The sequence below is a fragment of the Bradyrhizobium sp. AZCC 2262 genome (assembly GCF_036924535.1).
Taxonomy (GTDB): domain Bacteria; phylum Pseudomonadota; class Alphaproteobacteria; order Rhizobiales; family Xanthobacteraceae; genus Bradyrhizobium.
On the sequence record NZ_JAZHRT010000001.1, the window covers coordinates 4465519 to 4489207 of the forward strand.

A 23689-nucleotide genomic window follows, 5' to 3' on the forward strand; every position below is an offset into this window, starting at 1 on the left:
CGGCTAGCTTAAGCGCCGGCGGCGGGCAGGCTGGCTGCGGCGATGGCCACGATCTGGGACAGCCGGCGTCCGATCCGGGAGGACGCGCTGCTCAGCAATGAACGAACCTGTCGCATCTCTTCGTCTTCCATATGCGCCGGGGGGCAAAGGCGCACAGGGAAGATGGTCTTGCGCGGCTAAGTAGTCGATATCCCTCGGAAAATAGCAATGCGCGCTTCGTCCGGGGGTCGATCGGCAGTGGATTTATTGCCCCGATCGCCCCGGCGGCGACTGAGATTTTCTCCGCGGATTCCGGCCTTCATAGCCCGGTAATCCCGCTGTCGACCGCCAGCGCCTGCGCGTTGACGTAAACGCTCTCGTCCGAGATGAAAAACAGCGCCGCGTAGGCGATTTCCCAGCCCGTCGCCATCCGCCCGAACGGCACGCCCGACGCGCTTCGCGATGGGCGGCCGGCGCTGGTCTGCCGGCCGAGCGGCGTATCGACCAGCCCTGGATAGATGATGTTGGCGCGAATGCCGCGCCTGGCCCCCTCCTTCGCGACATTGCGCATCAGGCCGCCGAGCGCCGCCTTCGACGCGTCATAGGCGATCAGTTGCGAGCCGGAACGAAGGGCGGCGATCGAGGAGATGAACACGATCGAGGATCCATCGGCGATGTGCTTGAGCGCCTTGCGGCAGCAGAGCATCGGCCCGGTCAGGTTGACCGCAAACGTCTCGTTCCACTCCTTGAGATCCACGCCGTCGAGACCGAGCGCGCCAACCCCGATGCCGACATTGAGGATCATGCCGTCGATGCCCCCGAGACCCTCCATCGCCTCGTCGATCATCCGGTTCACATCGGCTTCATGCGCGATGTTGGCTTCGATCGAAAACGCCCGGCCTCCCTCGGCCGCGATGCGCTGGACGGTGTCGTCGGCGCTGGCGCGGTTCAGGTCGGCGACCGCGACATGGGCGCCTTCCCTCGCAAACAGCAGCGACATCGCCCGGCCGTTTCCGACAGGATCGGTGGCGGCGTCGAACGTCCGCTGTCCCCCGCCGACCACCAGAATCTTGCGGCCCTGAAGCCGCCCACGGCCCGGCGCCTCGCCTGCGGATTCCGAACTGAACTGGCGGACGTAACGTATCTTGTCGGACATTTCTTGCCTCACTTCGCGGCTTGCGCAGCCAGCGGCGTCCCGAAAAACCGTCGCAGCGCGGCGAGGATCTCGTCGAGCCGGTCGTGATGAAGCCAGTGCCCGGCCCCTGTGACCTTCTGCAGTTCGGCCTGCCCGAAATGTGCGAGCAGGCCGGCGGCTTCCGGGTCGGGAAGAAAACTCTCATCGCCCCACATCAACAGGGTTGGACAGGTGATGCGCGACCACACGGCGGTGTAGTCGTCTGGCAGTATCCGGTACGGCGCCCTCGCCCGCTGATAATGATCGAACTTCCAGCGATAGAGGCCGTCGGAGTTCTGGCGGACGCCATGGCGCGCCAGATGAAGCGCCTGTGCCGACGTCAGCCGCTTGTTGCGCGCCGAAAGCCGCTGCGCTGCCTCCTCGATCGTCCGGAAGGCGCTTTGTACATGCTCTGCGATACGATCCAGCTGGTCAATCCACCGCGACATCTGTTCGTGCATCGGCGCCGGGCGCGAGCCCGGCAGGAAGGCGCCGTCGAGCACGGCAAGGCGCGATACCCGGTTCGGATAGGTTCCGGCGTAGGCCAGCGAGATCATCCCACCCAGCGAATGGCCGACGATCGTTGCATCCTGCAGCGTCGCAACACGCATCAGGCGGGAGAGGTCGTAGACATGGTCGGAAATACTGTAGCTGCTTCCCTTCGCCCATTCGGAATCCCCATGTCCGCGCAGATCGGGGGCCATGACATGGAAATGGGGCTGCAGTGCCTGCGCGATCGCGTCCCAGCTGCGGCAGTGGTCGAGCCCGCCGTGAATCAGGATCAAGGGCGGCGCGGCCTCGTTGCCCCAATCGGCGTAGTGCAGCCGCAACCCCTGGGATTCGTAGAAGCGGTCTGCCGGTTCGGCCGTCATCGGATCGTCTCTCGCGGAGGTGATGGCCTATTTCGGCGCAAATCCGAACGCGCGCTCGAAGCGCCTGACGTAACCGGGCCACACCTCGGGATTGACGATTCGCGGCGGGCGCTTGCCGTCCAGCGCATCGAGAATCTGTTCGGCGGCGATCTTGCCCATGTTGATGCGTGCTTCCTTGGTCACGCCGGCCGTGTGCGGGCTGGCCAGCACGTTGTCGAACTGCAGCAGCGGATGCTCCGGCGGCGGCGGCTCCTTGTCCCAGACGTCGAGGCCGGCTCCCGCGATCCGCTTGTCGCGCAACACCCCGTACAGCGCCTCCTCGTCGTGAATGAAGCCGCGCGCGGTGGTGACGAAAAATGCGTGCTGCTGCATCAGCGCGAATTCGCGGGCGCCGATCATGCGACGATTGTCCTTGGTCAGCGGACAGGAGATCGAAACAAAATCCGAGCGGCGCATCAAATCGTGCAGCTCGACTTTTTCGCCGCCGCGCGCGGCGATTTCTTCCGCGGTCAGATAGGGATCGTAGGCAACCACCTTCATATGCAGCAGGCCGTTGCAGAGTTCGGCGATGCGGCGGCCGACATTGCCGATGCCGACGATACCGACGGTCTTGCCCTGAACCTCGTTGCCGATCAGCGAATTCCGATTGACATTGGCCTCGCGGCGCAGCGCGCGGTCGGCCTCGAGGATGCGCTTGGACAGCGTCAGCATCATTCCCAGCGCATGCTCGGCGACCGAATTGGCGTTGCCGCCGGACTGATTGACGACCAGCACGCCCGCCGCAGTGCAGGCATCGACATCCACGGGATCGAAGCCCGCGCCGTTCGACGACACGATCAGCAGGTTGGGCGCCCGCTTCAGCAAATCCTGATTGACATGGAAATGCCCAGCGATCTCGTCGCGCGCCGCTCCGACCTGATACGCATGCGCCGCTGACAATATTGGCGCGGCGACCGCATCCGGACTGTCGTTCTCCAGCCGGTCGAGCCGCACGTCGGCGCGCGCTTTCAGGATATCGATATAGATCTCGTGAGCGAGATATTTGACGTAGAACACGCGCTTGTTGTTGACGGTCATGTTTGCTTACAACTTTCTTGGCAACTTTCAGTTCGGGAAGCCGTAGAGCCTGGCGGGGTTACTGACGAGGATGCGCTGCTGCGTCGCTCTATCAGGCGTCCACGCCTGAAACAACTCGAGCAGATACCCGGCATCGGGCATTTCGCCCTCGACGCGCGGATGCGGCCAGTCACCGCCCCACACCAGCCGCTCCGGATTGGTCTTCACCAGCGCTTCATGAAATGGCCGCGCGTCGGGATAATCAGGCGCGTTCTGGCTGCGGCGATGGGCGCCCGACAGCTTGATCCAGCACCAGCCTTCACCGACGGCGCGAAGCAAACTCTGGAAACCTTCGGTGCCGGTACCGGCACGGGCGTCGGTGCGCCCCATATGGTCGATCACGACCGGTAACCGCAGCGATTTCAAAAGCGGAATCGTCTCCAGCAAATCCTTGACGTCGATCCACAATTGCAGATGCCAGCCGAGCTCGGCCATGACGGGCGCAAGCTTCTGCGCTTCGCCCAGCGGGACGCCGCCGCGATAGTGCAATTGTCCACCGCGAAAGAAGTGGTTGAAGCGCAATCCGCGAACGCCAATCGCATGCCACGCGCGCAGATCGGCTGGCGGAACTTCGGTATCGGCCACCGCGACGCCGCGCAGGCGTTCTGGCTGGCGCTTCAGCGCATCCAGCATTGCCGAATTGTCGCGGCCATGCGCACTCCCCTGCACCAGCACGCCGCGCGCAAATCCGATCGCATCGAGCATGCCGAGATATTTTTCCAACGGCGCATCCGGCGGCGTGTAGCTGCGATCCTCCGCGTAAGGAAAGCGATCCGAAGGACCGAACACGTGCGCATGGGTATCGCAGGCGCCTGGCGGTAGTGGGACCTTGGGACGGCTGACGGGACGAGGCGGCAAACAAGCAGGGATCATCGGGGGCGTCTCACCGTCATTCCGCTTTCATTCCGGCGGCCTTGATGATCGGCCCCCATTTCTCATAGTCGTCGCGGATTTTCGCGTCGAATTGCTGCGGCGTGCTGCCGATCGGTTGCGCCCCGAGCTTGGCCAGCCGCTCCTTGACGGCGTCGGTATTGAGCGCCGCGACAAAATCCTGCGAGAGTTTTGCCAGCACATCGGATGGCATTCCAGCCGGTCCGAGCAGGCCCCACCAGACGCCGGTGTCATAGCCCGGCACGGTCTCGGACACGCTGGGGACATCGGGCAGGAACGGCGCGCGCGACGCCGTGGTGACGGCGAGCGCGCGAAGCGTACCGGCCTGAAGTTGGCCAACCGATTCCGGGCCGTTGTTGAATGACATCGGGATTTGACCACCGAGCAGATCGTTGATCGCGGGCGCGCCGCCCTTGTAGGGGATGGCAGCAAGATCGATCTTGGCCAGGTTCTTCAGCAGTTCGCCTGAGAGATGCGTCGACGTCCCATTGCCGGCATGGGCAAAGGACAGGCTGCCCGGCTTGGCTTTTGCCGCCGATATCATCTCGGCCAGCGTCTTGAACGGCGAGTCGGCCCGCACCAGCAGGATATTGGGCGACGACGCCAGCAGCGAGACCGGCGTGAAATCCTTGAACGTGTCATAGGGGATCCTGGAATACAGCAACGGATTGGTGGCATGGCCGCTCGCCACCATGATCAGGGTGTAGCCGTCGGGCGGCGCGGTTGCGACCGCCTGCGAGGCAATCACGCCGCCGGCGCCGGGACGGTTCTCCACGACGACGGACTGCCCCCATTGCTTGGAGACGACATCGCCGAGCGTGCGCGTCAGGACATCAACGCCACCACCGGCGGGATAGGGCACGAGAATGTGCACGGGCCTCGACGGAAACGCCGTCTGGGCGAAGGAGCTGCCACACATGATATGCATGGCTGCCGCCGCAATATGGATGACCGCCGCCGCGGCAGCGATCCGAAACCACCTGCCCATGGCTCCCCTCCTGATATTTTTCTTATTTATCTCACATCGTCGCATGCCGATTGTAGTGCCGCGAGACGCAGAGCCGGATACGATCGGGACATGTTGACAATCCCGCCGATGGCGTCAAGTTTCGCCGCTCCAGGGATGAACGCGAACGAAGATCGTCGCGGGTAGCGAACGAAAGATCGTCGCCGTAGCGAACGAGAGATCGTCGCGGTAAAGGAGACCAAAATGGCGGTTGCGGAGGAAAAAACCTCGCCCGAAACCTCTGAGAAGAGCTGGCACGGCATCGTGCTGCAAACGCTCAAGCGCAACGATATCCGCCTGGTCCCCTACGTGCCCGACCGCGTCCTGACGCCGCTGATCAAGAACCTGCACGCCGACCCCTTCTTCACGACCTTCGCTACCGCGCGCGAGGAGGAAGCGGTCGGAATCGTCTCCGGCGCCTGGATGGGCGGCATGCGCAGCGCGGTGCTGATGCAGACTTCGGGATTTGCCACGCTCGCCAACGTGCTGGCGTCACTCGCCATCCCCTATCAGATCCCGCTGATCATGTTCGTGTCCGAGCGCGGCACGCTCGGCGAATTCAATTACGGCCAGTCGCTGGTGTGCCGTACCATGCGCCCGGTGCTGGATTCGCTCGCCATGGAGCATCACACCGCGACAAGGCTCGACGAGTTCGAATTCATCGTCGACCGCTCCATCAAGCAGGCCATCACCACGCAGGCGCCGGTAGCCCTGATCCTCTCGCCGCTTTTGACCGGCGGCAAGGTCTTCGACAAGTGAGCGATCCCATGAACAGCGCCAACGACACCCCTGCCCGCAATACCAAGGTCATGAACCGCTTCGATCTGACCTCGCGGCTGATCGCGAAATTGAAGAACGAGGAAGCCGTGATCGGCGGCATCGGCAACACCAATTTCGACCTGTGGGCCGCCGGCCACCGGCCGCAGAATTTCTACATGCTCGGCAGCATGGGCCTCGCCTTCCCGATCGCGCTCGGCGTGGCGCTGGCGCAACCGGACCGGCGCATATTTGCGCTCGAAGGCGACGGCTCGCTGTTGATGCAACTGGGGTCGCTCTCCACAATCGCGACGCTGGCGCCGAAGAACCTCACCATGGTGGTGATGGACAACGGCATCTACCAGATCACCGGCGCGCAACCGACGCCGGGTGCGGCCGTCGCCGACATCGTCGCCATCGCTGTCGCGAGCGGGCTCACCCAGAGCAGCTGGGCGGCGGACGAGGACGATTTCGAGCGCCTGATCGAAGCGTCGATGTTGGCCGCGGGCCCGACGCTGATCGGCGTGCGGATCGACGACAAGCCGGGCACAGGCACCACCCGCCGCGATCCCGTGCAAATCCGGGAACGCTTCATGCACGGTATGGGCGTACGGGAACCGCTCTGAGGGCAGTTAACCACAGGCATCGCCACAGGGCGTGCGTGGGGATTTTCCGTCACATAAATCGTGCTATGCCACCGCGATGACGATCATCCTTCGACTATTCGCCTGGTGCCTTGCCGCCGCCATCGCCTTTGCGACGCTCGGGCCGGCGGAACAACGGCCACATTTAAGCCTGGGGCAGAACGGAGAGCACGCGCTCGCCTTCGTGCTGCTGGGACTGGCTTTCGGACTAGCCCATACACGCAACCGGTCGCTCACCGCGGCATTCGTTTTCGCCTTCACCGGCGCGATCGAAATTCTGCAGTTCTGGGCGCCCGGCCGGCACGCACGCCTGGGAGACTTTGTGGTCGACGCGCTGGCGGCAGGCGTCGGACTTGCGGTCGCTGCGGCTCTCGACTGGAAGATCAGGCGAACCCAGCGATCGCTGCCCTAGCACCGTCACAAAAAATCCTCGCGGGACGATGGCCCGCGAGGATTTCGTGATAGCTACTAGTTAGTCGATGATCTTGACGACCCTGCGTGTGCGCGGCTCGACGATCACACGGCGCTCATTGACGACGGCATAGTTATATTCAGCATGGCTCGGCACCGGCCGCAGCACCACCGTGTCCGGCAGCGGCTCGCCGACCACCACGCGCTCACGAACAACGACCGAACGATCTCGCGGGAGCCCGGTGATCACGGCGTTCGGAATTTCCACGGCCGCGCCGACCGCAGCACCCACGGTGCCGCCGACGATGGCGCCGACCGGACCAGCGGCTTCACCACCCCTCGCGGCGCCCTCCGCCGCACCTTGGGCGGTGGTCGACTGAGCAAATGCCGCGCCCGGCATCAGCAGCGAGGCGGCAATCAGTGAAATAGCCAAACGATTATTCATCACATCCTCCAGTGAATTGACGATGCGTCTCAACCACTGGAGGCGTGAGAGGTTCCTGTTCCAATGCGGCAGCAAAAAGGGCCGCGCCGAAATTTCGACGCGGTTCCAGTCACAGGGGAGTTCCAATCTTCAGCCTTTTGCGACCTGGTGGTCCGCCATCATCTCCAGCGCACGCACCATGCCCGAATGGTCCCACGCCTTGCCGCCATGGGCGGCGCAGGAACTGAACAATTGCTGGGCCACCGCCGTGCTCGGCAAGGAAATGCCGAGCGTACGTGCGCCCTCCAATGCCAGATTGAGATCCTTCTGGTGCAGTTCGATACGAAAGCCCGGATCGAAATTGCGCTTTATCATGCGCTCGCCATGCACTTCGAGAATCCGCGACGATGCGAAGCCGCCCATCAGCGCCTGCCGCACCAGCGCCGGATCCGCGCCGGCCTTCGATGCAAACAACAGCGCCTCGCCGACCGCCTCGATCGTCAGCGCCACGATGATCTGGTTGGCGACCTTGGTGGTCTGTCCGTCGCCATTGCCGCCGACGAGAGTGACGTTCTTGCCCATCTTGTCGAACGCCGGCTTCATGGTGTTGAACGCGCGCTCCGGCCCGCCGACCATGATGGTCAGGCTCGCCGCCTTGGCGCCGACCTCGCCGCCGGAGACCGGCGCATCGAGATAGTCGGCGCCGAGCGCCTCGATCTTCTTGGCAAATTCCTTGGTGGCGAGCGGCGAGATCGAACTCATGTCGACGACGATCTGCCCTTTCGAGATCCCGGCCGCAACGCCGTCCTGCCCGAACAAGACCGCCTCGACATGCGGCGTGTCCGGCACCATGATGATGACGACGTCGGCCTTCTCGGCGACTTCCTTGCCCGATTTGCAGACCACGCCGCCCTCGGCGACCAGTTCCGGCGCAATGGGGGCGACGTCGTGCAGGAACAGGCGATGGCCGGCGGCCTGAAGATGTCCGGCCATTGGGCGCCCCATGGTGCCGAGGCCGATGAAACCAATATCGATCATTTGAAACTCCCCTTTGTCTTTTCTTGCTTCTTGGTCAGGTATCGAGCGTCAGCGCAGCGTGCCAGCCGAGGCCATCGACCGTCGTCGTCCTCGGCTTGTATTCACACCCGATCCAGCCACGATAACCAATAGCGTCGAGATGGCGGAACAGGAAGGGATAGTTGATCTCGCCGGTGCCCGGTTCGTTGCGGCCGGGGTTGTCGGCAACCTGGACATGGGCGATCCGGGCTAAGTGTTTTTGCAAGGTGCGCGCAATGTCGCCCTCCATGACCTGCATGTGGTAGATGTCGTATTGCACGAACAGATTGCTCGATCGCACGTCGGCAATGAGCTGAAGCGCCTGTGCCGTCTTGTTCAGGAAGAAGCCGGGAATATCGATCGTGTTGATCGGCTCGATGAGAAGCCTGATGCCCTCCCTGGCGAGCGCATCCGCGGCGAAACGCAGATTGCCTACCAGCACCTCGTTGAGGTCGATCGCGTTCGTGCCGTCGGGGGCAATGCCGACCAGGCAGTTGAGCTGACGGCAATCCAGCGCCTTGGCGTAGTCGATGGCGCGCGCGACGCCGTCGCGAAACTCCTCGACCCTGTCGGGAAGGATGGCGATGCCGCGCTCGCCGGCTGCCCAATTGCCGGCGGGGAGGTTGTGCAGCACCTGGGTCAGACCGTGCTGGTGCAACTGCTCACGCAACTCGGCCTTGTCGAAGTCATAGGGGAATAGATATTCCACTCCGCTGAATCCCGCAGCCTTGGCGGCGGCGAAGCGATCGAGGAAGGGCTGCTCGCCGAACAGCATGGTGAGATTGGCGGCAAATTTGGGCACGATCTACTCTCCTTGCGTTAGTCTTACTGCGTCATGGCCACTCAAACCCCTCATCCTGAGGAGCCCGCGCAGCGGGCGTCTCGAAGGATGTAGGCCACAGACGGGCCTCATGGTTCGAGACGCGCGTTCCGCGCTCCTCACCATGAGGGGCGGCAGTACGATTACGCCGGCAGCAGCTTGCCGGATTGCGGCGCGCTCGACTTCGCCGGCGTGTCGTCCAGCGGCAGATCGAGCACCTCCTCGAATTCGACGATGTTGTCGATCTCGGTGCCCATCGAGATGTTGGTGACCCGTTCGAGAATGAACTCGACGACCACAGGCACCTGGAATTCCGCCATCCATTCTTGCGCGGTCGCGAACGCCGCCTGCGCATGGTTCGGGTCAGTGACGCGGATCGCCTTGCAGCCCAGTCCCTCGGCTACCGCGACATGGTCGACGCCATAGGCCCCGAGCTCGGGCGCGTTGATGTTCTCGAACGAAAGCTGGACGTGGTAGTCCATGTCGAAGCCGCGCTGCGCCTGGCGGATCAGTCCGAGATAGGAGTTGTTCACGACGACGTGGATGTAAGGCAGCTTGAACTGGGCGCCTACGGCGAGCTCCTCGATCAGGAACTGGAAATCGTAGTCGCCCGAAAGTGCTACGATCTGGCGCGAAGGATCGGCCGCGCGCACGCCGAGCGCCGCCGGCAGTGTCCAGCCAAGCGGACCGGCCTGCCCGGCGTTGATCCAGTTGCGCGGACCGTAGACACCCAGGAACTGCGCGCCGGCGATCTGCGACAGGCCGATCACGCTGACATAGCAGGTGTCGCGCCCGAACGCCTTGCTCATCTCCTCATAGACACGCTGCGGCTTGATCGGCATGTCGTCGAAATGGCTCTTGCGCAGCATCGTGCGCTTGCGGTCCTGGCACGCCGCCGGCCACGCCTGACGCTCCCTCAGTCTGCCGGCCTTCCGCCACTCCCTGGCGACCGTGACGAACAGTTCCAGCGCCGCCTTGGCGTCGGACACGATGCCGAAATCGGGATTGAAGACGCGCCCGATTTGCGTCGGCTCGATATCGACGTGCACAAACGTCCGCCCCTTGGTGTAGGTCTCGATCGAACCGGTGTGCCGGTTGGCCCAGCGGTTGCCGATGCCGAGCACGAAGTCGGATTGCAGCATGGTCGCGTTGCCGTAACGGTGGCTGGTCTGCAGCCCGACCATGCCGGCCATCAGCACGTGGTCGTCAGGGATGGCGCCCCACCCCATCAGCGTCGGCACCACCGGAACGTTGACGGCCTCGGCAAACTGCACGAGCAGCTCCGACGCGTCGGCATTGATGACACCGCCGCCCGCCACGATCAGCGGCCGCTCCGCCGCGTTGAGCATCTCGATCGCCTTTTCGATCTGTTTTCGCGTGGCCGCCGGCTTGTAAACCGGCAGCGGCTCATAGGTCTCGTCGTCGAATTCGATTTCAGCGAGCTGCACGTCAAGCGGCAGGTCGATCAGCACAGGTCCGGGACGCCCGGAGCGCATGATGTGAAACGCCTGGCTGAACACGCGCGGCACCAGCGCCGGCTCGCGCACGGTAACGGCCCATTTCGTCACCGGCTTGGCGATCGATTCGATATCGATGGCCTGAAAGTCCTCCTTGTAGAGCCGCGCGCGCGGCGCCTGCCCGGTGATACAGAGGATCGGGATCGAATCCGCGATCGCCGAATAGAGCCCCGTGATCATGTCCGTGCCGGCCGGCCCCGAAGTGCCGATGCAGACGCCGATATTGCCGGCCTTGGCGCGGGTGTAGCCCTCGGCCATGTGGGAAGCGCCCTCGACATGGCGTGCCAAGATGTGGCCGATCGAGCCGCGCTTCTTCAGCGCGGAGTACAACGGATTGATCGCAGCTCCCGGCACACCGAAGGCGATGGTCACGCCTTCCTTTTCCAGGATTCGTACGGCCGCATCGATCGCTCGCATCTTCGCCATGTCGCGCCTCGCTGTGTTTGCTCGACGCGATGATCACGGGAACGACCGACGATCTCAACGAAGCTGAATTTGTTTCCCGCGATGTGGAATGATCGGCGAAAAGGCCTGCCGGATCAGTCGGTTGGGTCGGCTACGCGGTGAAACGATGGGATGGCCGGCGATGTGCAGAATTGAGCCGGGGTGTTTGAGGTCGGCCTCCGCGCCGGTCGATTGCTCCGTTAGGATGCCGATCCGAAGCATTGAGGACGGACCATCATGGCTAAGCGGATCAGTCGCTGCGTCGAACTGCTGGAGCAGGATCAGGCGATCTATTACGACGGTCCGCACAGCGGCCACGTGCTGACCCATGCGCAGGGCCGCATCGATGCCGGCACCTGGGCCGACTACATGAATGTCGGCATGGAACACGGCTGCTTCGACATGGCCGGCCTTGCCGACTATATGCGCGGCATGGTCGATGCCGGACCGACACGATCAGGACACCGCACGCCGACGGTGATCGTCGAGGCGCCGGTAAATGGAATCGACGCCGCGCATGTGCGTTACAACGCCTGGCAGTTCCGCCAGATCCTCGGCCGCGGTGTGCATGGCATCCTGCTCTGCCAGGCGGAAACCGCCGACGCGGTGCGGGCCTTCGTGGAATCCTGCCGCTATCCGCACAACACGATTGGCGTCGACCCCGCAATCCCGTCGCCGATGGCGCGGATGGAGGGAGCGATACGGGCAAAGCACGGCGGGACCGACGCCGCCGGGCAGCGGCTCGGCGTCGGCACGCGGGGGCGCGGATCGGAAACCACGGCGGCGCCGATCTGGGGCCTGTCGGCCGAGGAATATCTGGAACGCTGTGATCCCTGGCCGCTTAATCCGAAAGGTGAACTGCTGCTGGGGGTGAAGCTGGAAAGCCCCGAAGGCGTCGCCAATTGCGAACAGATCCTCGCGGTGCCGGGGCTCGGATTTGCCGAGATCGGTCCGGGCGACTTGAGTCTGTCGCTCGGCTATCGCACGATTCCTGCCGAACCCTGGCCACCGGAAATGCAGGCGGCGCGCGACCGTATCCTCGCGGCCTGCCACAAGAACGGCATCGCTTTCCTGCAGGGCTGCACACCTGATAACGTGATTGCCCGGATTGACGAGGGCGTGCGTGTAATCGCCGGGCATAGCGAGGCATCCGCCATCAAGGGCCGGGCACACCAGAAGCGGAAGTTGCCGGTATAGCCTGAGAGGCGCGGATTAAAGAAAGGCCGGCGAAAGATCATGGGTTTCTTCGAGCGACTGAAGACAGCAGCATCCGCCGAGTGGCGGGCCTACACCGAGCACCCCTTCACGGAGGGGCTGGCAGACGCCTCGCTTCCCGAGGCGGCGTTTCGTCACTACCTCGGTTCAGGATTACCTGTTCCTCATCGAGTTCGCCCGCGCCTACGCGCTGTCGGTCTACAAGTCGCCCAGCCTCGCCGACATGCGCGAAGCCGCGGCCGGCCTCTCGGCCATTCTCGACGTCGAGATGAATCTGCACGTCAAACTCTGCGCCGGCTGGGGCCTGTCGGCGGCCGACCTCGAACGCGCGCCTCCGGCGTCGGAGATGCTGGCCTATACCCGCTACGTGCTCGACGCGGGTATGCGCGGCGACCTGCTGGCGCTCAAGGTGGCGCTCGCGCCGTGCGTGATCGGCTATGCCGAGATCGCGACGCGGCTGGCCGCCCGGCCCGACGCGCTCGCGGCGACCAATCCCTACAGCGTCTGGATCGCCGAGTATGCCGGGGCGGCCTATCAGGACGTCGCGGCGAACGCCCAGGCGCATCTGGAGGCGCTTGCCGGCCGTTACGCCACGCCGGTCCGCGAGGCGGAACTGATCGCGATCTTCAAGGAAGCCACACGGCTCGAAGCCGACTTCTGGGAAATGGGTTGGCGCGCGGGCAAGCGCTGAGCTAACCGCTCAGCTCGTAGCCAGCATGAGCGGAGCGATATGCGGGTAAATCTCCGCATCGTCCCGGGTGTCGCTGCGCTCACCCGGGCTACGCTTTCCGCCATTGAGGCGCTCAGTTCAGCCGCAGTTCCGTGATGTGCCGCGGGTCCGGGCTCAGTTCGCCCCGCTCCACGCGCTTGACGATATCCGTCAGCGCGGCGTTTGCGGCGCAGGAAAGGCCGATCTTCTCGCCTTCGCGCACGACGAGACCGTTGAGGAATTCGATCTCGGTACGGCGGCCCTTCTGCATGTCCTGGCCCATGGACGGACGCTGCTGGGATGAGGTGCGCTTGCCGTCCTTGAAACGCTGCTCGTCGCAGACGCGCATTGCGGCCTCGTCGCCCTCCCCGGCCCGCGCGATCGTGTCGGGCGGCAGATGCAAAATCTCTTCCAGTTGATAGCCCTGCGCCTGGCCAACGCGGATCGCTTCGCTGCCGAGCCGCGTGGAGAAACGGCGAAGCGGCTCGCTTTGCAGAATTTCTGCGCCTGGCAGGCCGGTGCAGGCAGAGAGCCCGTTGCCCATGACGTTGGCGACCAGTTTCGACCAGCGCTCGCCCCAGAGATTGTCCGTCACCTTGGCGCTGTCGGAGTAGCCGACGAGACGGCAGATCTCCTCCGCCCGCGGCGTGATGCGCCCGTGCACTTCGCCGGCGCGGAACACCGTGTGCGCCGCCCCGCCCTTGCCGGCGCCGCGGTGGATATGGCCGGGCTCCGGCAGGTTCACCGTGATGCTGCTGGCAATGCAGCCCAGCGTCTTGCCCCAGCCGACAATGCCGGCAATGGTCTCCTCGTTCATGCAGTTCTGCAGCGACGCGACATAGCCGTCCGGCGCCAGATATTGCCGGATCAGCATGGTGGCCCAGGCCGTATCGTAGGACTTCATGCAGACGAAAGCGATGTCGACCGGCTTCTCCTTGGCAAGCTGCTGCGCATCCGTGACGTGGAGCGCGCGCACCGGAACCGAGAATTCCGGAACATCCATCGCGTGGGTGACGCGCAGCCCGTGCTTGCGCATGTGCTCGACATGCTCGGGCCAGGGATCGATGAAGGTGACGTCCTCGCCCGCCTGCGCCATATGGGCGCCGGCATACCCGCCGACGGCGCCCGCTCCGACGATCGCGATCTTCCGGCCCATGCGTTCCTCCCCTTGCATTTTCTTGCGGTACGCAACCACGTCCGCTTGTCCGTTGGGGATCACTTTAGTGGATCGGGCCGTCCCGCCAACGGCCGCTTCATGCCAAAAGCGGGCCCGTGCCATGCGTTAGGGAGTTGGTCGTTGCGGAAACGAAAGCCCGCTTCCGATCAAAGCAGGCAGCGCATCAAGCCCTATGGGTGGTGGTCAATGAGGCCACGTTGCCGGAAAACCACGCCAGGTGCGAAATCGTTACTCGAGCGAGGGAGGCTGCGTTGACTATAACACTGTCGGGCGGCTACTGAAGGTTGCAGCCAGATAGGAAGAGCTTAGTTGCTCGGAGAATGGAACCCGGCACCTCGACCAGCCGAACACCAGAGCCCGCTCTTTGAGTAGCAGCCCCATTTCAGATTGACACATCGCGGTAGGGGGAAGCCATGACGGGACCGGCAAGCGTCACCGTTGCACTCTTGATCTCGCTGGTCGTAGCCGGGTGCGCGAGCTCGGGGAACGAGAGCATCGCCGACGCCACAGGTGAGACAGTCTCGTCACAGATCATTAAAGGCAGGACACGCCAGACTGACGTCCGTAGACTCTACGGTGACCCAATGAAGACCTCGTTCGCCAGTAACGGCAACGAATCCTGGGAATACGAATTTTCCAGAATGCACTCGAAACCGACGAACTTTATCCCCTACGTCAATTTGGTGCACAGCGGCGCAGAGGGGGACAAGAAGTCGCTCGTCGTATTTTTTGACAAGCAGAAGATCGTCCAGGATTACACGATGAGCACATCAAAAGTTGAAGTGAGCCGAGGTCTCATCACGCGCTGAAAACAGAAGCACCATTTGGTGCACGGGTTGGCTTTCGCCCTATCGTTGGCAGCCGCGAGATTTCGATTTCGGCCGGGCGCGTCGCGACTTCAGGCGCCTTATTCCGCAGGTTTTCGGGCGGCTCGCGTCTTCGGAGGTGATCCGGCCGGCGGCTTGATCCGAATTCGCATGGACCCGCCCTTGGGCTGATCGATGTCGAAAGCGTTCGTCTTCCGCACAAGATCGCTCAGCTTGCGGGAGCCGAAGGTCCTCGAATCGAAATCGGAGGCCAGGTTGGTAAGCCCTTTTCCGACTTCCCCGAGAGCGACCCATCCATCTTCGCTTTCCATCTGGGCGATGACCTTCTTGATGATAGGGGTGGCTGCATCAAGCGGCTGGAGCGGCTGCGACCTCGCGGTGGCGTCCTGATTGGTCGCCGTGCCGCCGAGCAGGTTCTCGGTATAGACGAATCGTCGGCAGGCCTGCCGGAAGCTTTCCGGTGTCTTCTGTTCGCCGAACCCATACACATCGACGCCGTGCTCGCGGATGCGGGCGGCAAGTCGCGTAAAATCGCTGTCTGACGATACCAGGCAGAATCCGTCGAACCGACCGCCATGAAGCAGGTCCATGGCGTCGATGACCAGGGTTATGTCGGAGGCATTCTTTCCAGTCGTATAGGCGAACTGCTGCTGGGGTATGATGGCGTGCTTCGACAGAATATCGGCCCAGCCCTTGGACCGGGCATTGGAGAAGTCGCCATAGATGCGGCGGACGCTCGCCTCCCCGATCTTGGCAATCTCCTCGAACAACCCGTCCGCGATCTTTGCGGAGGCATTGTCGGCATCGATCAGAACAGCGAGACGGGGTGAGCGGGTTTCAGAAGGCATGACTTTCCCCAATCGTTGAAGCGGAGGACATCGTCCCTCGAGACCGCGCCATGAATAGCGATGGATGGATATACCGATGTCGGGGCTCTCGCCGCCAGACCTAATTTGGCGCGGCGGGCAATGACCGCAATCCGGCTCAGGCCGATTTCGCCGCTGGCATCACGCCGCCGAGCGCCACCGTCAATTCAGCCGCCACTTCCCGCACGGTCTGGCCAAGCTGCGGCAGCCGCTCGTCGGTCAGGCGGCTGGTCATGCCCGAGACGGAAATGGCGGCCAGCGGCTCGGCGCAGTTGTCGTAGACCACGGCGGCGATGCAGCGCAGGCCCATGCAGGCCTCCTCGTCGTCGATGGCAAAACCCTGGCGGCGGATCTTTTCGAGTTCCTTGAACAGGTCGCCCGGCCGCACGATCGACTTTTCCGTCAATCTCGGCATGCCATGGTGATGGATGATGGCGCTGACGTCCTCGTTGGAATAGGTCGCCAGCACGGCCTTGCCGACGCCTGACGCCACCATGGCGACGCGGCCGCCGACCTTGGTCAGCGAGCGCATGATCTCGCGGCTTTCCATGCGGGTCAGTACGATGATGAATTCATCGTCGACGACGGCGAGATTGGCGGTCTCGCGCGTCAGGTCGCGCAACTTGCGCAGATATGGCACCGCCTGTGCCGAGAAATTGCGGCGGCGGGCAAACGTCGCTCCCACCGTGAAGGCGCGCGCGCCGACATGCCATTTCGATTCGGTGCGGTCGAACTGCACGAAGCGGCGGTTTTCCAGCGTCCCCAGCAGGCGATGCACCGTCGAGGTCGAAAGCCCGGTGCGGATGGCGAGATCGCTCAGGCGATAGCCTTCGTCGTCTTCCGCCAGCGTTTCGATGATCGAGAGCGCGCGATCGACCGACTGGACGCCGCTGTCGCGCGCGTCGGTCTCATGGTCCGCACTGGATTTCGGCTCGATGGCCTTGCGCCGGATCACGTCTCTCTTCATCGCGACCTGCCGCTTTTGTGTTCGTCATTCCGGGATGGTCCGAAGGACCAGACCCGGAATCTCGAGATCCCGGGTTCGATGCTTCGCATCGCCCCGGGATGACCTGGAGAAATGCCGCTCCGGGTCGCTCCGAAGCGGCATTTGTTGTTGATAAACTTAGAGCAGGCCCGCGCCGCGCGCCCACTTGTACTTGGCGCCCAGCACCTCGACCGGCAGTTCGGTCGAATAGGCATAGGCCGGGATGCCGTTCTGGTAGAGATATTCGGCGGCCTCCTCGACCTCGACGTCACCGGCGAGCGAGGCGACGATCGGCTTCACAAAGCCCTTCGCCTCCATCTCCTTCTTCACCTCGACCATGTTGCGGGCGAACACCATCGGCGGGGTGACGATCGTGTGCCAGTAGCCGAGGATCAGCGCGTGAATCCGCTCATCCGACAGCCCGAGCTTGACCGTGTTGACGTAGGTGATCGGCGGCTCGCCGCCGGTGATATCCACAGGATTTCCGGCCGCGCCGAACGGCGGGATGAATTTTCGGAACGCGGCATCGAGATCCGGCGGCATCGCCATCAGCGACAGGCCGTTATCCACCACCGAGTCCGACAGCAGCACGCCCGAACCGCCCGCACCGGTGATGATCAGGATGTTCTCGCCCTTCGGCGTCGGCAGCACCGGCACGCCGCGGGCGAATTCGAGCAACTGCCGCAAGCTGCGGGCACGGATCACGCCGGACTGCGCGAATACGTCCTCATAGATCTTGTCGTTGCCGGCGAGCGCGCCGGTATGCGACGAGGCAGCCTTCGCGCCGGCCGATGTGCGGCCCGCCTTCAGCACCACCACCGGCTTCTTCTTGGAAACCCGCTTGGCGGCTTCCGCGAAGGCGCGGCCGTCCTTCAGGTCTTCGCAGTGCTGCGCGATGATCGCCGTATTCGGATCCTGTTCGAAGAAGGCGAGCAGATCATCCTCGTCGATGTCGGACTTGTTGCCGAGGCCGACGATCGCCGACACACCCATTTTCGCCGAGCGCGAAAACCCGATGATCGCCATGCCGATGCCGCCGGACTGCGACGACAGCGCTGCCGAACCCTTGACGTCATAGGCGGTGCAGAACGTGGCGCAGAGATTGGCAGGCGTGTAGTAGAAGCCGTAGATGTTCGGCCCCATCAGGCGGATGTTGTACTTCTTGCCGACCTCGACGATTTCGGCCTGCAATTCCGGCGCGCCCGCTTCGGCAAAGCCCGACGGAATCAGCACGGCGCCTGGAATTTTCTTTTCGCCGCATTCGGCCAGCGCGCCGGCCACGAACTTCGCGGGGATCGCGAACACCGCCGTGTCGATCACGCCGGGCACGTCCTTGACGCTCTTGTAGGCCTTGTAGCCCAGGATCTCGGCGGCCTTCGGGTGGATCGGGTAGATCTCGCCCTTGTAGCCGCCGTTGATCAGGTTCTTCATCACGGAGTTGCCGATCTTGCCGTCCTCGGCGGAGGCGCCGATCACGGCGACGCCCTTCGGCTGCATGATGCGGTTCATCGCAGTGACGATTTCTTCGGTAGGACGCGGCGCCGGGCGCGGCTTGTAATCGAAGTCGACAACGATGCGCACGTCGGCGGCGATCGCGTCCTTTTTGGTGGCGAACACCGGGTTGAGGTCGAGTTCGACGATTTCGGGGAAGTCGCTGACGAGCTGCGACACCTTGACGATGACATCAGCCAGCGCCTCGCGAGAGACCGGATCGCCGCCGCGCACGCCCTTCAGCATGTCGTGGGCCTGGATGCCGTCGAGCATCGACAGGGCATCGTCCTTGGTCGCGGGCGCGAGACGGAAGGTAATGTCCTTCAGCACCTCGACCAGCACGCCGCCGAGGCCGAACGCCACCAGCTTGCCGAACGAGCCGTCGGTGATGGAGCCGACGATGACCTCGGTGCCGCCGGCCAGCATCTGCTGGACCTGGATACCCTCGATCTTGGCATCGGCCTTATATTTCTTGGCGTTGGCGAGAATGGTCTCGTAGGTCTTTTCCGCATCGGCCGCGGTCTTGACGCCGACCACGACGCCGCCGGCTTCGGTCTTGTGGAGAATGTCCGGCGAGACGATTTTCATAACCACCGGGAAACCCATGCCTGCTGCGAGCTTGGCGGCTTCGGCGGCGGACTTGGCCACGCCTTCCTTCGGAACCGGGATGCCGTAGGCGTCGCAGACCAGCTTGCCTTCCGGCGCGGTCAGGCTGGTGCGCTTCTCGGCTTTCACCGCATCGAGCACCCGGCGGACAGCCTGGTGGGCGCTGGGCTCGGCGATCTTGCGGGCCGCATCTGCAGAATTTGACATTGGCTTCCTCCTGGGGCTAATTTTATGGCATTTGGTATGCCAGAGATCAGATTGTCAAGACAAACTATCGCGCAGAAACAGCGAAAACACGGGCATCTTGACATCTTGGTATTTGGTATGCCAAAAATATTCGGGTGTTTCTTCTGCTAAGAAGACGTCTCCAACACAGGGAGGAGACGAGTCGTGCCCGCACCTAAACAAACCAAGGCGCCGCCTGTCATGGCTGATGCAGATATCGCGATCGTCCGGATTGCACCCGAGACGAGCTTCAAGAACAAGGCCTACGAGGCCTTGAAGGAAGCCATTCTCAAGATGGATATCTATGCGACGCCCGAGCAGGTGATGCTCGACGAGCGCGCTCTGTCGGAGCGTCTCGGCGTCAGCCGCACCCCTATTCGCGAAGCCATCGCGATGCTGGAGCAGGACGGCTTCGTCAAAACCGTGCCGCGCCGCGGCATCGTCGTGGTCCGCCGCACCAAGACCGAGATCGTCGACATGATCCGCGCTTGGGCCGCGCTCGAGAGCATGGCCGCGCGCCTGATCACGACCACCGCGCGCAAGAAGGACATCACGGCGCTGCGCGACTTCTTCAAGGATTTTGGCAAGGATCGTCTGCCGCAGGATCATGTCGAGGAATACTCCAAGGCCAATATCGCGTTCCATCAAGCGCTGATCTCGCTTTCGGAATCGCCGGTGCTGGTCGACATGACCAACGATATCCTTTTGCACGTGCGCGGCTACCGGCAACTGACCATCGGGCGGAAGGATCGCACCGCGACCTCCCTGCCCGAGCATCTCGGGATCATCGAGGCGCTGGAAGCACGCGACACCGAACTCGCCGAGAAACGCGCACGCGACCATACGCTGGGCCTTGCCGCCTATGTCGAAGCGCACGGCCAGGAACTGTTTAGCTAAGACGTAACTTCGCAGCAGAAGACGACGAAAAATCGTCCGAAACAAACGATCAGGGAGATGAAGCCCATGCTGAATACCGCGACCAAGTCCGAAGCACCGGGCACCGAGCAGGAGCTGACGGATGGCTTTCATCTCGTTATCGATGCGCTCAAGCTGAACGGCATCAACACCATCTATGGTGTGCCGGGCATCCCGATCACGGACCTCGGCCGCATGATGCAAGCCGAGGGCATTCGCGTGCTGTCGTTCCGCCACGAGCAGAACGCCGGCTACGCCGCCTCGATCGCCGGCTATTTGACCAAGAAACCGGGCGTCTGCCTCACCGTCTCGGCGCCCGGCTTCCTCAACGGCCTCACCGCGCTGGCCCACGCCACCACCAACTGCTTCCCGATGATCCTGATCTCGGGCTCCTCCGAACGCGAAATCGTCGACCTGCAGCAGGGCGACTATGAAGAGATGGACCAGCTTGCGGTCGCCAAGCCGCTCTGCAAGGCCGCCTTCCGCGTCCTGCACGCCGCCGACATCGGTATCGGGCTGGCACGTGCGATCCGTGCCGCCGTCTCGGGCCGCCCGGGTGGCGTCTATCTCGACCTGCCCGCAAAACTTTTCGGCCAGGTGATGGACGCGGCTGCCGGCGCGAACTCGCTGGTGAAGGTGATCGACGCAGCACCCGCCCAGATCCCTGCCCCGTCGGCCGTCAAGCGCGCGCTCGACGTGCTCAAGGGTGCGAAACGCCCCCTCATCATTCTCGGCAAGGGCGCAGCCTATGCGCAGGCCGACGACGAGATTCGCGCCTTCGTCGAAAAGACCGGCGCCCCGTTCCTGCAGATGAGCATGGCCAAGGGCTTGCTGCCTGACACGCATGCGCAGTCGGCCGGCGCGGCGCGCTCGACCGTGCTGAAGGATGCCGACGTCGTCATGCTGATCGGCGCCCGGCTCAACTGGCTGCTGTCGCACGGCAAGGGCAAGACCTGGGGTGATGCCCCGAAGAAATTCATCCAGATCGACATCGAGCCCAAGGAAATGGACTCCAACGTCGAGATCGTGGCCCCCGTGGTCGGCGACATCGGCTCCTGCGTCTCCGCCCTGCTCGAGGGCATGGGCGGCAACTGGCCGGCTGCGCCCGCCGACTGGGTCAACACCGTCAACAAGAAGCGTGACGACAACGTTGCCAAGATGGCGCCGAAGCTGATGAGCAACGCGTCGCCGATGGATTATCACGGCGCGCTCGGCGCACTGCGCACCATCATCAAGGAGCGGCCCGACGCTATCCTGGTCAACGAGGGCGCCAATACGCTCGACCTCGCCCGCGGCGTCATCGACATGTACAAGCCGCGCAAGCGGCTCGACGTCGGCACTTGGGGCGTGATGGGCATCGGCATGGGCTATTCGATCGCGGCCGCCGTCGAGACCGGCAAGCCGGTGCTGGCGATCGAGGGCGACTCGGCCTTCGGCTTCTCCGGCATGGAGATCGAGACCATCTGCCGCTACCAGCTTCCGGTCTGCATCGTCATCTTCAACAATGACGGCATCTATCGCGGCACCGACGTCAATGCGGGCGGCTCCGATCCGGCGACGACGGTGTTCGTCAAGGGCTCGCGCTACGACAAGATGATGGAAGCCTTCGGCGGCGTCGGCATCAACGCCACCTCGCCCGACGAATTGAAGCGCGCCGTCAACGCCGCGATGGATTCCGGCAAGCCGACGCTGATCAACGCGGTGATCGACCCGGCGGCCGGCTCCGAGAGCGGCCGCATCGGCAACCTCAATCCGCAAAGCGTTCTGAAAAAGAAATAGACCTGATTCAACCATTTCATCCTGCACCCACAGGCAGACAGACACAGTACGGAGCAAAGACGATGACAAAGGCGCTCAAGGGCGTTCGCATTCTCGATTTCACCCACGTTCAGTCGGGCCCGACCTGCACGCAGTTGCTGGCCTGGTTCGGCGCCGACGTGATCAAGGTCGAGCGCCCCGGCGTCGGCGACATCACGCGTGGCCAGTTGCAGGACATTCCCAATGTGGACAGCCTGTATTTCACCATGCTGAACCACAACAAGCGCTCGATCACGCTCGACACCAAGAACCCGAAGGGCAAGGAAGTCCTCACCGCGCTGATCAAGACCTGCGACGTGCTGGTGGAAAATTTCGGCCCCGGCGTGCTCGACCGCATGGGTTTTCCGTGGGAGAAGATCCACGCCATCAATCCGAAGATGATCGTGGCCTCGATCAAGGGTTTCGGCCCCGGACCTTTCGAAGACTGCAAGGTGTATGAGAACGTAGCCCAGTGCACCGGCGGCGCGGCCTCGACCACCGGCTTCCGCGACGGGCTGCCGCTCGTCACCGGCGCGCAGATCGGCGACAGCGGCACCGGGTTGCATCTGGCGCTGGGCATCGTCACCGCACTCTATCAGCGCACCATGACCGGCCAGGGCCAGAAGGTCACCGCCGCGATGCAGGACGGCGTCTTGAACCTCGCGCGCGTAAAACTGCGCGACCAGCAGCGCCTCGCACATGGCCCGCTGAAGGAATACAGCCAGTATGGCGAAGGCATTCCGTTCGGCGACGCAGTGCCGCGCGCCGGCAACGATTCAGGCGGCGGCCAGCCCGGCCGCATCGTCAAGTGCAAGGGCTGGGAGACCGATCCCAACGCGTATCTCTATTTCATCACCCAGGCGCCGGTGTGGGAGAAGATCTGCGACGTGATCGGCGAGCCCGGCTGGAAGACCCATCCCGACTACGCCAAGCCGCCGGCCCGGCTGTCGCGCCTGAACGAGATCTTCGCGCGGATCGAGCAGTGGACGATGACGAAGACCAAGTTCGAGGCGATGGAAATCCTCAACAGGGACGACATCCCGTGCGGCCCGATCCTGTCGATGAAGGAGATTATCGAGGACCAGTCGCTACGCGCCACCGGCACCGTGGTTGAGGTCGATCATCCGACCCGCGGCAAGTACATCTCGGTCGGCAACCCGATCAAATTGTCGGACTCACCGAGCGAGGTGAGCCGTTCGCCGCTGCTCGGCGAGCACACCGACGAGATCCTGCGCCAGGTGCTCGGCTTCTCCGACCACCAGGTGGCCGAAATCCACGATTCCGGCGCGCTCGACCCGCCGCGGAAGCAGGCGGCCGAATAAGCCCGTTTGTACCCTGAATACAAAGGCCGCCGGTTTGCGGCGGCCTTTTGCTGTCTGGAGTGCCACTTTCGTTAATTTTGCTGCAATGCAAACTACCAATTGCTGCTATGCAAACAAGTCTGTTGTAGCTGGCATCTGGTATACATAAACTGTCCCCAGATCACCAAGCGGAATGGTTCCGCGACCGAAGAAAAGGGGACACACATGTCCAAGACAGCACCCATCAGCCTCCTGCCCTCCAGCACCCTGTTCGGCCGCCTGATGGCTTCCATCGACCGCCTTTTGATGGCCAGCAGCCGCATTGCCATCCGCAACGGCGATCTCCCCCGTTTCGGTCTCTGAGCCTGAAAACACAGGCCTTCCGCAAACAGGCGCGATCGCGCGAGCGATCCAGCCGTCGATGATTTAGACCATGGCCCCGGTTTTCCGGGGCCATTTTTTTGC

At 63.4% G+C, this 23689-nt stretch carries 22 protein-coding genes and 1 pseudogene; 10 read left to right on the forward strand and 13 right to left on the reverse strand.

What is annotated here, in order from left to right; genetic code table 11:
* Positions 1 to 298: 298 nt before the first annotated feature.
* Genes V1283_RS21370 through V1283_RS21390 form a run of 5 tightly spaced genes read right to left on the reverse strand, consistent with a single transcriptional unit; the run spans position 299 to position 5020 of the window.
* Positions 299 to 1135, reverse strand: a complete 837-nt coding sequence (locus V1283_RS21370) for an SDR family NAD(P)-dependent oxidoreductase (protein ID WP_334388417.1) — start codon at positions 1133 to 1135, stop codon at positions 299 to 301.
* A gap of 8 nt (positions 1136 to 1143) precedes the next feature.
* Positions 1144 to 2025, reverse strand: a complete 882-nt coding sequence (locus tag V1283_RS21375; protein WP_334388418.1) for an alpha/beta fold hydrolase — start codon at positions 2023 to 2025, stop codon at positions 1144 to 1146.
* A gap of 27 nt (positions 2026 to 2052) precedes the next feature.
* On the reverse strand, positions 2053 to 3102 hold the full coding sequence (locus V1283_RS21380) for a hydroxyacid dehydrogenase (protein ID WP_334388419.1): 1050 nt from the start codon (positions 3100 to 3102) through the stop codon (positions 2053 to 2055).
* Positions 3103 to 3129: 27 nt separating this feature from the next.
* Entirely contained in the window at positions 3130 to 4014 is an 885-nt protein-coding gene (locus V1283_RS21385; protein ID WP_334388420.1) for an amidohydrolase family protein, read from the reverse strand.
* Positions 4015 to 4030: 16 nt separating this feature from the next.
* A complete protein-coding gene (locus tag V1283_RS21390) occupies positions 4031 to 5020 on the reverse strand; it encodes a Bug family tripartite tricarboxylate transporter substrate binding protein (RefSeq protein ID WP_334388421.1) in 990 nt (329 codons plus the stop codon).
* 222 nt (positions 5021 to 5242) lie between these two features.
* On the opposite strand from V1283_RS21390, the gene V1283_RS21395 reads away from it, so the two are divergent.
* From V1283_RS21395 to V1283_RS21405, 3 genes are all read left to right on the forward strand, one after another.
* The gene (locus V1283_RS21395) at positions 5243 to 5797 is read left to right on the forward strand and encodes a decarboxylase (RefSeq protein WP_334388423.1); all 555 of its coding nucleotides are present in this window, start codon (positions 5243 to 5245) and stop codon (positions 5795 to 5797) included.
* Positions 5798 to 5805: 8 nt separating this feature from the next.
* Positions 5806 to 6420 carry a thiamine pyrophosphate-dependent enzyme gene (locus V1283_RS21400; protein WP_334388424.1) on the forward strand — a complete coding sequence of 205 codons (615 nt, stop codon included), beginning with the start codon at positions 5806 to 5808 and terminating at the stop codon, positions 6418 to 6420.
* Between the two features lie 76 nt (positions 6421 to 6496).
* Complete coding sequence (locus V1283_RS21405) at positions 6497 to 6850, forward strand: VanZ family protein (RefSeq protein WP_334388425.1); 354 nt, start codon at positions 6497 to 6499, stop codon at positions 6848 to 6850.
* Between the two features lie 60 nt (positions 6851 to 6910).
* Here the strand turns inward: V1283_RS21405 and V1283_RS21410 are convergent, their stop codons facing one another.
* From V1283_RS21410 to gcl, 4 genes are all read right to left on the reverse strand, one after another.
* Positions 6911 to 7294 (reverse strand): DUF1236 domain-containing protein, encoded by a 384-nt coding sequence (locus tag V1283_RS21410; RefSeq protein WP_334388426.1) that lies wholly within the window; start codon positions 7292 to 7294, stop codon positions 6911 to 6913.
* A gap of 129 nt (positions 7295 to 7423) precedes the next feature.
* Entirely contained in the window at positions 7424 to 8311 is an 888-nt protein-coding gene (locus V1283_RS21415) for a 2-hydroxy-3-oxopropionate reductase (protein WP_334388427.1), read from the reverse strand.
* A gap of 34 nt (positions 8312 to 8345) precedes the next feature.
* A complete protein-coding gene (gene hyi / locus V1283_RS21420; protein WP_334388428.1) occupies positions 8346 to 9131 on the reverse strand; it encodes a hydroxypyruvate isomerase in 786 nt (261 codons plus the stop codon).
* Positions 9132 to 9292: 161 nt separating this feature from the next.
* Positions 9293 to 11092: a glyoxylate carboligase gene (gene gcl, locus V1283_RS21425; protein ID WP_334388429.1), complete on the reverse strand. Its 1800-nt coding sequence runs from the start codon at positions 11090 to 11092 to the stop codon at positions 9293 to 9295.
* Positions 11093 to 11347: 255 nt separating this feature from the next.
* Here gcl and V1283_RS21430 point away from each other — a divergent pair, with 255 nt between their 5' ends.
* Positions 11348 to 12307 carry an aldolase/citrate lyase family protein gene (locus V1283_RS21430; RefSeq protein WP_334388430.1) on the forward strand — a complete coding sequence of 320 codons (960 nt, stop codon included), beginning with the start codon at positions 11348 to 11350 and terminating at the stop codon, positions 12305 to 12307.
* Positions 12308 to 12346: 39 nt separating this feature from the next.
* A pseudogene (gene tenA, locus V1283_RS21435) lies at positions 12347 to 13016 on the forward strand (thiaminase II).
* Between the two features lie 112 nt (positions 13017 to 13128).
* Here the strand turns inward: tenA and V1283_RS21440 are convergent.
* The gene (locus V1283_RS21440; RefSeq protein ID WP_334388431.1) at positions 13129 to 14190 is read right to left on the reverse strand and encodes a ketopantoate reductase family protein; all 1062 of its coding nucleotides are present in this window, start codon (positions 14188 to 14190) and stop codon (positions 13129 to 13131) included.
* A gap of 434 nt (positions 14191 to 14624) precedes the next feature.
* On the opposite strand from V1283_RS21440, the gene V1283_RS21445 reads away from it, so the two are divergent.
* Positions 14625 to 15020, forward strand: coding sequence for a hypothetical protein (locus tag V1283_RS21445; RefSeq protein WP_334388432.1), 396 nt, complete (start codon positions 14625 to 14627; stop codon positions 15018 to 15020).
* A gap of 98 nt (positions 15021 to 15118) precedes the next feature.
* Here the strand turns inward: V1283_RS21445 and V1283_RS21450 are convergent, their stop codons facing one another.
* The 3 genes from V1283_RS21450 to V1283_RS21460 all read right to left on the reverse strand — a co-directional run bounded on the left by V1283_RS21450 (position 15119) and on the right by V1283_RS21460 (position 19193).
* Positions 15119 to 15886 (reverse strand): NYN domain-containing protein, encoded by a 768-nt coding sequence (locus V1283_RS21450; RefSeq protein ID WP_334388433.1) that lies wholly within the window; start codon positions 15884 to 15886, stop codon positions 15119 to 15121.
* A 136-nt stretch (positions 15887 to 16022) separates the two neighbouring features.
* A complete protein-coding gene (locus tag V1283_RS21455; protein ID WP_334388434.1) occupies positions 16023 to 16871 on the reverse strand; it encodes an IclR family transcriptional regulator in 849 nt (282 codons plus the stop codon).
* A 156-nt stretch (positions 16872 to 17027) separates the two neighbouring features.
* Entirely contained in the window at positions 17028 to 19193 is a 2166-nt protein-coding gene (locus V1283_RS21460) for an acetate--CoA ligase family protein (RefSeq protein WP_334388435.1), read from the reverse strand.
* A gap of 219 nt (positions 19194 to 19412) precedes the next feature.
* Here V1283_RS21460 and V1283_RS21465 point away from each other — a divergent pair, with 219 nt between their 5' ends.
* From V1283_RS21465 to V1283_RS21480, 4 genes are all read left to right on the forward strand, one after another.
* Positions 19413 to 20108 (forward strand): GntR family transcriptional regulator, encoded by a 696-nt coding sequence (locus tag V1283_RS21465; RefSeq protein WP_334393126.1) that lies wholly within the window; start codon positions 19413 to 19415, stop codon positions 20106 to 20108.
* A gap of 66 nt (positions 20109 to 20174) precedes the next feature.
* Complete coding sequence (oxc, locus tag V1283_RS21470; protein WP_334388436.1) at positions 20175 to 21905, forward strand: oxalyl-CoA decarboxylase; 1731 nt, start codon at positions 20175 to 20177, stop codon at positions 21903 to 21905.
* Between the two features lie 62 nt (positions 21906 to 21967).
* Positions 21968 to 23245 carry a formyl-CoA transferase gene (gene frc / locus V1283_RS21475; protein ID WP_334388438.1) on the forward strand — a complete coding sequence of 426 codons (1278 nt, stop codon included), beginning with the start codon at positions 21968 to 21970 and terminating at the stop codon, positions 23243 to 23245.
* A 204-nt stretch (positions 23246 to 23449) separates the two neighbouring features.
* On the forward strand, positions 23450 to 23587 hold the full coding sequence (locus V1283_RS21480) for a hypothetical protein (protein WP_334388440.1): 138 nt from the start codon (positions 23450 to 23452) through the stop codon (positions 23585 to 23587).
* Positions 23588 to 23689: the final 102 nt, after the last annotated feature.